8 protein-coding genes are annotated in these 8,981 nt (G+C 66.8%); 3 read left to right on the top strand and 5 right to left on the bottom strand.

What is annotated here, in order from left to right:
• Window positions 1–242: 242 nt before the first annotated feature.
• A complete protein-coding gene (gene purL / locus FM113_RS10710) occupies window positions 243–2,567 on the bottom strand; it encodes a phosphoribosylformylglycinamidine synthase subunit PurL (RefSeq protein ID WP_087014521.1) in 2,325 nt (774 codons plus the stop codon).
• 189 nt (window positions 2,568–2,756) lie between these two features.
• On the opposite strand from purL, the gene FM113_RS10715 reads away from it, so the two are divergent.
• Both FM113_RS10715 and FM113_RS10720 read left to right on the top strand, forming a co-directional pair.
• Window positions 2,757–3,716: a hypothetical protein gene (locus tag FM113_RS10715; protein ID WP_087014523.1), complete on the top strand. Its 960-nt coding sequence runs from the start codon at window positions 2,757–2,759 to the stop codon at window positions 3,714–3,716.
• Window positions 3,717–3,866: 150 nt separating this feature from the next.
• Window positions 3,867–4,802 carry a GNAT family N-acetyltransferase gene (locus FM113_RS10720; protein ID WP_176387180.1) on the top strand — a complete coding sequence of 312 codons (936 nt, stop codon included), beginning with the start codon at window positions 3,867–3,869 and terminating at the stop codon, window positions 4,800–4,802.
• A 76-nt stretch (window positions 4,803–4,878) separates the two neighbouring features.
• On the opposite strand, the gene purQ is transcribed toward FM113_RS10720, so the two are convergent.
• The 4 genes from purQ to FM113_RS10740 form a co-directional block, all read right to left on the bottom strand.
• A complete protein-coding gene (purQ, locus tag FM113_RS10725) occupies window positions 4,879–5,583 on the bottom strand; it encodes a phosphoribosylformylglycinamidine synthase subunit PurQ (RefSeq protein WP_087014527.1) in 705 nt (234 codons plus the stop codon).
• A complete protein-coding gene (purS, locus tag FM113_RS10730; RefSeq protein WP_087014529.1) occupies window positions 5,583–5,852 on the bottom strand; it encodes a phosphoribosylformylglycinamidine synthase subunit PurS in 270 nt (89 codons plus the stop codon). Before purS ends, purQ begins: the two co-directional genes overlap by 1 nt.
• 79 nt (window positions 5,853–5,931) lie before the next feature.
• Window positions 5,932–6,813 (bottom strand): VOC family protein, encoded by an 882-nt coding sequence (locus tag FM113_RS10735; protein WP_254908967.1) that lies wholly within the window; start codon window positions 6,811–6,813, stop codon window positions 5,932–5,934.
• Between the two features lie 42 nt (window positions 6,814–6,855).
• Window positions 6,856–7,752, bottom strand: coding sequence for a phosphoribosylaminoimidazolesuccinocarboxamide synthase (locus tag FM113_RS10740; protein ID WP_087014531.1), 897 nt, complete (start codon window positions 7,750–7,752; stop codon window positions 6,856–6,858).
• A 237-nt stretch (window positions 7,753–7,989) separates the two neighbouring features.
• Between FM113_RS10740 and FM113_RS10745 the strand changes: the two genes are divergently transcribed.
• Window positions 7,990–8,925: an SRPBCC domain-containing protein gene (locus FM113_RS10745; protein WP_087014533.1), complete on the top strand. Its 936-nt coding sequence runs from the start codon at window positions 7,990–7,992 to the stop codon at window positions 8,923–8,925.
• Window positions 8,926–8,981 lie beyond the last annotated feature (56 nt).

Raw genomic sequence — 8,981 nt, forward strand, 5'->3', positions numbered from 1 at the left:
TCAGTGGTGAGGGCTTCCTGCTAGAGATAGGGCAGGTGTTGCACTCACCACCTGAAACCGCCGCAGGAATAACCCCGAAGTGCGTCCCCTCGAGGGAAGATTCGGCGCGAGAGCGCGAGAGCGCGAGTGCGCGAGAGCGCGGGAGCGCGAGAACTGGGGGCATGGGTGAGCGGCCTGCATACGCAAGCGGCCCGGGTGAAGCGTGAGCTTCACCCGGGCCGCGCTCAGGCCAGAACGGCGTACTAGCCGATGACTGCGCCGAAACGCTCGGGCAGGGTCGCGCGCGTTGCGGCACCCAGCTCGGACAGCGGCAGCGTGAAGCGATCCTGCACCTCGATGGCCGCGTCTGCGCCCGTGCCGTCGGTCACGCCGATGCGCAGCACCGGGTAGTCGCGACCCTCGCAGAGGCCGCGGAACTTTACGTCCTCCTCGTGCGGCACGGCAACCAGAACGCGAGCCTGCGACTCGGAGAACATCGCGGCGGTCGCGTCAACGCCGTCGCGCGAGATGATCTCTTCGATCCACACGCGGGCACCCACGCCGAAGCGCAGCGCGCCGTCGCTGAGTGCCTGCGCCAGGCCGCCTTCGGAGAGGTCGACAGCGCCCGAGAGGATCCCGCCCTGCGACGCTGCGTGGAGCAGCTCGGCAAGGCGACGCTCTGCGGCGAGATCAGCAACGGGGGGACGGCCGCCGAGGTGATCGTGCACCGTGCCGGCCCAGGCCGAGCCGTCGAGCTCGTCACGGGTGACGCCCAGCAGGTAGAGGTGCTCGCCCTCGTCCTGCCAGCCGCTCGGGACGCGGCGTGCCACGTTGTCGATGATGCCGAGCACGCCGACCACGGGGGTGGGATGGATCGGAGTGTCACCGGTCTGGTTGTAGAGCGAGACGTTGCCGCCGGTCACGGGGACCTCAAGGGCGAGGCACGCGTCAGACAGGCCGGCCACGGCCTGCGAGAACTGCCACATGACCTCGGGGTTTTCCGGGCTGCCGAAGTTCAGGCAGTCGGTCACGGCGGTCGGCACGGCGCCGGAGGTGGCTACGTTACGGTACGCCTCCGCGAGGGCGAGCTGCGAGCCCACGAAGGGGTCGAGCTGGCAGTAGCGGCCGTTCGCGTCAGTCGAGATGGCGACGCCGAGGCCGCTTTCCTCGTCCACGCGGATCATGCCGGCACCGTCGGGGAACGACAGCGCGGTGTTGCCCATGACGTAGGTGTCGTACTGGTTCGTGACCCAGGAGACGTCCGCCTGGTTCGGCGACGAAGCGACGGCGATCATCTGCGCGCGCAGAGCGTCCGCGGAGCCGTCACGCTCGAGGCCGGCGGCGTTGACCGAGTCGGCCTGCAGCGCATCGATCCACGTCGGGTACGCGACGGGGCGGTCGTAGACGGGGCCATCGACGGCAACGGTGGAGGGATCGACGTTGACGATCTCCTCGCCCTGCCAGTTGATGACGAGGCGGCCAGTGTCGGTGACCTCGCCGAGCACGCTGGTCTCAACGTCCCACTTCGCGGTGACCGCGAGGAACGCGTCAAGCTTGTCAGGGTGCACGACAGCCATCATGCGCTCCTGGCTTTCCGACATGAGGATTTCCTCTGCGGTGAGCGAGGGATCGCGCAGCAGCACGCTGTCGAGCTCGATGAACATGCCGCCGTCACCGTTGGCCGCGAGCTCGGAAGTTGCGCAGGAGATGCCGGCAGCACCGAGATCCTGGATGCCCTCAACGAGTTCACCGCGGAACAGTTCGAGGCAGCACTCGATGAGCACCTTTTCAGCGAACGGGTCGCCCACCTGGACGGCGGGCCGCTTGGTGGGGCCACCCTCGTCGAAGCTATCCGAGGCGAGGATCGATGCGCCACCAATGCCGTCACCGCCGGTGCGCGCACCGAAGAGCACGACCTTGTTGCCGGTACCGGAAGCGTTCGCGAGGTGCAGGTCCTCGTGACGCAGCACGCCGACACCGAGGGCGTTGACGAGCGGGTTCTGCTGGTAGACCGCGTCGAACACGGTCTCGCCGCCGAGGTTCGGCAGGCCCAGGCAGTTGGCGTAGGAGCTGATGCCGGAAACGACGCCGTGAACGACGCGCGGCGTGTCAGAGTGGTCGATGTCGCCAAAGCGCAGCTGGTCCATGACCGCGACGGGGCGTGCGCCCATCGAGATGATGTCGCGGATGATCCCGCCGACGCCGGTAGCGGCACCCTGGAAGGGCTCAATGTACGAGGGGTGGTTGTGGCTCTCCACCTTGAAGGTGACGGCCCAGCCCTCGCCGATGTCGACGACACCGGCGTTCTCGCCCATGCCGACGAGGAGGCGCTCCTTCATTTTGTCGTTGACCTTCTGGCCGAACTGGCGCAGGTAGATCTTCGACGACTTGTATGAGCAATGCTCGGACCACATCACTGAGTACATGGCGAGCTCACCGGAGGTCGGGCGGCGGCCCAGGATCTCGCGGATCTGCGCGTACTCGTCGGCCTTCAGGCCGAGCGCTTCGTACGGCTGCTCTTTGTCGGGTGTCGCGATCGCGTCAGAGACGGTATCCGGGACGTGGATCGGGGCAGTGGTTTCACTCACGCTGGTGGGCTCCGTGGGCTCGGGGGCGGTGCGGCTTACAAAGGCAAGCGGCAGAGCGCTCACCCCACTAGTCTACGGCGTATTTGGACTGTCTGAACCCGCCGCCGGAAGAGGCGAGTTTCTGCGGAATTTCTGGGCCGAGCGGCCTGGTTTCTGGTCTTTTCCAGGCGAAACGGGGAAACTAATTGCATGAGTACCCCGAACGCTGAACCTGCGCGCCCCGTCGCCCCCGAGCCCAAGCCGGACGCCGGGGCACCGCACGGCGCGGCCCCGCAGCGGCAGTTGTCCACCTTCCTGAAGGTCAGCATCATCCTGCTTGCGGCGCTCACCGTCGCGTCGATCTCGCTCTTGTTTATCGGCGATTTCCAGGGCAAGTTTGAGCGGGTCTTCGCGACGTTCTTCGTGTTTGCCGTGTTCGTGGGCCTCACCGCGCTCGACACCCGCCGCGAGCTGAAGTCCGAGTGGTACGCACCGGTCGCGTTGATCGCAAACTCGTACATTCTCGCGCTGCTCCTGATCGTGACCTGGATGACGCCGTACGATCCCTTCAGCCTCGGCTGGTCGCTGCTGTGGAAGGGAATTGTGGTTGTGGGCGTGACACGCCTCGTGCTGCTGTGCTGCCAGGGACTGCTCTCGATGAGCGAGGGCAAGCCGGAATCAATCGGGCGCTTCGCATTCATCACCAGCATGCTGGCGGTGCTCGCGGGGATCCTGTTCACCGCTCCGATCGCGATCGAGACGTTCAACGTGACGATTCCCGAGCTGTACTGGAAGATCGCAGTCGCCACCTTGATCCTGACCGCGCTGGCGCTGGCGATCACCCTGCTGCTGCGGTGGTTCTATGGTGCGCCGGATCGCGATGCCGCGCGTGCTGCCTCGCAGCACAAAGCTGTGGCGGATCCCGCACCGTACCGTGCTGGGGCACCCACGGTTCCGCCGCTGCAGCACCCCGGCCCGGGCACCCCTCAGCTGTCGGCACCCGCTCCCTTCACTGCGCAGCCTCCGACCCAGCAGCCTCCGGTGACCGCGGCCCCCACCACTCCGCTACTGCCCTGGCCGACATTCGCCGATGGCCGTCCGATCCCGGCGCGGGCCGACGGGCAGCCCGACTTCAGCGTTCCGGGAGCACCGCGGCCGCCGCAGTTCTAACACGCCGCACGTACTACGCAACCGCACTTCACAACCGCACCGTGAGCCCACTGGGCCCACGGTGCGGTTGTCTGTGCGGCCTCCCCTGGGTGCCGCGCGCGGCGGGTTCCTGATCGGCGGATACTCCGCATGCAGGAGTACACTCTTCGCGTGCGTATTGGATCAAACGTCAACGTTCGCGCCCTGACCGCTGCAGAGCGCAGCCGCGAGGCGGTACTGGCTCAGGCTGCCTGGCCTGAACGGCCCGAGATCGTGGCACCGGGGGAGCCCGAGAACGGTTCGGGTGCCGCGGGCTGGGTATTGGGTGCGTTCGACGACGAACACCTGCTCGGTTCGATTTCGGTGGTGCTCGATGCTGACCCGGCGGGTTCAGGACCGCGCCGTGACGACGCCGAACTGAGCTGGCTGGTTGTGGCCCCGGGCGCGGAGGAACAAGCCCCAACGGTATCCGATGCGCTCTTGCGCGGTGCGACCGAATGGGCGCTCCGCCAAGGCTGCGACGGGGTGGAGCTTGCCCCCGGAACCGCACTGTCAGATGGATCCGCCGACGCCCTCACACACTCGCTGCAAGAGCGGGCTGACGTGCGTGTGCGCGAGATCCTGGACACCGAGATCCCGGCCGTCAGCGAGCTCGTGCTCGAAGCGTATCGGGAGGATTACGCCCGGCTCCCCGAGGAGTATCTCGCGGAGATCGCCGACGTGGCGGCCCGGGCGAAGCAGCACGTCGTATGGGTGGCTGAGGACCGGGAAACGGGTGAACTGCTCGGCACGATCACCACTCCGCGTCCCGGGAACCGCATGAGCAGTGTCGCGCGCGAAGGCGAGATGGATCTGCGGCTGCTGGGTGTGGCCCGGGCCGCGCGCGGTCGCCGGGTCGGGTCCCTGCTCATGCGTCACGGGCTGCGCTTGGCCCGCCTGCGCGGCACCCCACGTGTCGTGCTCAACACGAGCACCGAGATGGTGGCGGCCTACGAGATGTACGACCGGATGGGCTTCGCTCGACTCCACGACCGCGAGCAGCAGATCGTCCGAGAGGATGGCTCCGGGTTCACGCTCCTCGCCTACGGCATCGACGTCGCAGCGTAACACCGAAAACGCCGTGAGCCGCCGCCCCGAAGGGCGGCGGCTCACGGCGTAGTGCGGGACGTCCGCAGAGGTGCGTTTAGACGCGAGCGGTCAGTGCCTCGATCGCGCTCTGGAACAGGCGCAGGCCGTCGGTCCCCGAACTCATTGCGTCGGGGGTGTCCGGGCCGAAGCCGGCTTCGACCGCGTGCTCGGGGTGCGGCATCAGGCCGACAACGTTGCCGCGCTCGTTACTCAGGCCGGCGATGTCGTTGAGCGAACCGTTCGGGTTCACCTCGGCGTAACGGAAGGCGATGAGGCCCTCGCCCTCGAGGCGCTTCAGCGTCTCGTCGTTTGCCACGTAGCCGCCGTCACCGTTCTTGAGCGGGATCACGATTTCCTCGTTCGGCGTGAACTGGTGGGTCCACGCTGTGTCGACGTTCTCGACAACGAGGCGCTGATCGCGGCGGATGAACTGCTGGTGCGCGTTGCGGATCAGGCCGCCGGGCAGCAGGTGCGCCTCGACGAGGACCTGGAAGCCGTTGCAAATACCGAGCACGGGCATGCCGCGGTTCGCAGCGGCAATGACCTCGGTCATGATCGGAGAAATCGCGGCGATCGCGCCGGGGCGCAGGTAGTCACCGTAGCTGAAGCCACCAGGCAGGATGATCGCGTCAACGCTCTGCAGGTCGTGATCCGCGTGCCAGAGCGCGACCGGCTCCGCGCCAGCAATCCGCACCGCACGCTGCGCGTCCCGGTCGTCAAGCGAGCCCGGGAAGGTGACGACACCGATCCGGGGTGCCATTACTTGGCCTCTGCGGCGGGAACGCCGTCAACGGTGATCGAGACAACGTCCTCGATCACGGAGTTCGAGAGAATCTCGTCGGCGACCTTGCGGACCTCGGCGAGCACGGCGTCCGTGACCTCACCATCGACGGTCAGCTCGAAGCGCTTCCCGATCCGAACGTTTTCGAACTTGCCGTGGCCCAGGCGAGCCAGCGCGCCGGTAGTGGCCTTGCCCTGGGGATCGAGCAGCTCGGCCTTGGGCATGACATCAACAACAATCGTGGGCACTGGCGACTCCGGTTTCGCGATTCGAGGATCTGTGGGCGGTACAGAGGCTCGTGTGCACGAACCACGCCCGCGCACTAGTCTACCCGGCGTCTGTGGCGCTCGTGACCCGAATGCGATTGCGCCAGGGATCGTGCACCGTGAGTTCTGCCCCGTCAAACGCCTGCGCGATCCCGCGATCGCGCACACGCTCAGCGAGCGCACCTACCGCATCGTGATCCGGCAGCTCGATGGTGACCTCGCCCAGGCCGAGGGCGGGGCTCCGTTCGCCCGCACCGCGGGACTCCCACGTGTTCATACCGACGTGGTGATGGTAGCCACCCGCAGATACGAACAACGCCTGCTGACCGTAGCTCGCGGTCACCGCAAAGCCCAGGGTGTCGACGTAGAACTGACGTGCGGTGGCGAGATCGCCAACCTTCAAATGCACGTGACCCACCCTGGCCGGCGTATCGGCGACGCTGCGTGCGCCGGACTCTGTCAGGTTGTCGCGCAGGTACCGGTTCGGATCGAGGTGTAGCGTCCCCATCTCCACTTCGCCGTGTGGCCCGATCTGCCACTGGTCCCGGGGACGATCAACATACATTTCGACGCCGTTCCCCTCCGGATCTCCGAAGTAGAACGCCTCGGAAACGAGGTGGTCCGCGGCCCCCTGGTACATCGCGGTTGGGTGGTGTGCGACCGAGTTCACCGCGGAGGCAAGATCCGCCGCAGTGTCGAACAGAAATGCCGTGTGGTACAGCCCCGCGGCCGTGGCGGGCGCATGGGCGAGAGTGCCGTCCTGATCCAAGCGGAGGGTAGGAATTCCGCGGCGGCCGAGCACGGCGGTTCCCTGAGCTTGCGCGAGAACCGTCAGCCCGAGGCCACCGTGATAGAAAGCGATCATGCGATCGAGGTCCGCGACCGCGAGGGTCACCGGACCCATCTCGGTTGCGTCGGGCAGGAGGTCGTGGGCAAGCTGCATGTCACGTGCAACAGCGGCCTCGCCGCGGCTATTCCAGCGCGCTTATGCGCCTGTGGTGAGCCTGTCTGAGAGCTCCTGGTACCGCGCACGGGTCTGTGCCACGATCTCCTCGGGGAGCACCGGGGGTTCGCCGGTGCGGTCCCAGTTCGCTGCGAGCCAGTTCCGCACGATCTGCTTGTCGAAGGACGCGAGTCGCTCCGCCCTGGGGAGGGCCTCGTTTTCGTAGGCGGCCGCATCCCAGTAGCGGGACGAATCGCTTGTCAGGACCTCGTCCGCGAGCACAAGTTCACCCGTGCGCGGGTCGCGGCCAAACTCGAACTTTGTGTCGGCGAGTACAACGCCTCGTTCCGCGGCGCGCGCCCGAGCGAACGTGAAGATCTCAAGCGCCGCGTCCCGAAGGGCTGCGGCGACGTCGGCACCCACGAGCTCAACGCTGCGCTCGAAGCTAATGTTCTCGTCGTGTTCCCCGAGCGGAGCCTTGTACGCGGGAGTGTAGATCGGGGTGTCGAGCAGATCGCCGTCGACGATCCCCTCGGGCAGCTCGATCCCGCAGACGGCGCCCGTACGCGCATATTCTGCGTAGCCGGAGCCTGTCAGCGCCCCGCGGACGACGCACTCAATGGGGTACATCTCGAGGCGGCGCGACAGCATGGCCCGATCCGCCACCGATTCGGGGACCTCAGGGATCCCCGCCGTGGGTGCGATCAAGTGATTCGGACGATCGAGCTGGCTGAACCACCAGTTCGACAGCGACGTGAGGAGTGCACCCTTGCCCGGAATCGGCGGCTCGAGGACGTGATCGAACGCACTGACACGGTTGCTCGCGACAACGAGAAGCACGGAGTCGTCCCCGTTTTCCGGAACATACAGGTCGCGCACCTTCCCGGAGTAGGTGTGGGTCCAGCCGGGCAGGTGCAGGGGAGAGGTGAGATCCGTCACACTCCCATTCTTCCACCACTTCGGCGGCCGCGTGGACAGCGAACAGATCTGCCTGAGAACGCATCAGTTCCGCGACATTCAAGCGAATCGGATCGGGATGTCAGGGGGTGCGGTTAAGGTCATGAGTAGACCGGGAAATGTGTGTCATCGGTCTGGTTCACGTGAGCGTTTTTCCGGGAGCCGGGGCACGGCGCACCTGTCCTGAATCGCACGTATCGAATCACGCGGAGGAACACCATGATCCCATTGGGGCCGGTTGTGGCGCGAGCCCGACTGCAGGCTGCGCGATCTGCGGCATGGGCATACCTTGCTGACGCGGATCGACGGGCGGAATGGTGGCCTGAACTGCGGCTCGAACCCCAAGTGGGTGGCGCGATCGCTGAGCGGTGGACCGAGGACACCGGCGAGACGTCGGTCAGTCGTGATGCGAGCGGCACGGTTGACGTGTGGGTTGAGGGGCACGCGATCGGCTTCACCTGGCGCGAGGCAGGGGACCTGCGCGACACAGCGGTGCTCTTGACCCTGCGTTCGCAAGGCGAGGAGACCGGGATCACAGTCACGGAGACCGGATTCGACGGGCTCCCGGAGTCGGCCGCGCGGGCGGCCGGCTCGCAGGATGGCTGGCAGGTGCTGCTGCGTGATCTCAGCCTGGCGGTGGCTTCCGCGGTCGCGGCTGGTAGGCTCCCCGCGGGGGTGGAGCCGGCGGTGCCGGATCTGGCTGTGCCGGATCAGGCTGTGTCGGATCAGGCTGTTCCGGATCAGGCTGTTCCGGATCAGGCTGTGTCGGATCAGGATGCGAACGCCGGGTCGACGGAAGCGGGCGAGCCAGAGCCAGAGTCGGAGGCTGGAACCGCGAGCGACCGCGCGGCAGATCAGACGGGCGACGCACCTATGCCCGAAGCCGCCACGGACGCGACTCCCGCAGAGCAGGAGGCTGGGAACCCCGCGCCCGCGAGCCCGGGCGCGGGCGAGCTCACCGGCATTGACGAGCCCACCAGCATTGACGAGCTCACCGGCATTGACGATGACCTGAACGATACCGTTCGGATCGAACGCCTCCCCGCGGCACCCGCAGTTGCGGAACCGGCTTCAGTAGCGACGGACGTCGTCGACGAAACGCCGGACCTCGACTTCGACGCCCTCATTCGTGGCGACCAGCCCGAGCAGCGCTAGTTGTACCCGGCCATCAGGTTGGTAGCAGCCGGCTGATCGGTGGCCGGCCTCCAACT

This window comes from Leucobacter sp. 7(1) (genome assembly GCF_900163635.1).
Taxonomy (GTDB): Bacteria; Actinomycetota; Actinomycetes; order Actinomycetales; family Microbacteriaceae; genus Leucobacter.

Bases quoted from the DNA above. Each gene is read 5' to 3' on its own strand.
- purQ (WP_087014527.1), bottom strand. From the start codon at position 5,583: ATGGCACCCCGGATCGGTGTCGTCACCTTCCCGGGCTCGCTTGACGAC.
- FM113_RS10715 (WP_087014523.1), top strand. From the start codon at position 2,757: ATGAGTACCCCGAACGCTGAACCTGCGCGCCCCGTCGCCCCCGAGCCC.
- FM113_RS10735 (WP_254908967.1), bottom strand. From the start codon at position 6,813: ATGCAGCTTGCCCACGACCTCCTGCCCGACGCAACCGAGATGGGTCCG.
- FM113_RS10745 (WP_087014533.1), top strand. From the start codon at position 7,990: ATGATCCCATTGGGGCCGGTTGTGGCGCGAGCCCGACTGCAGGCTGCG.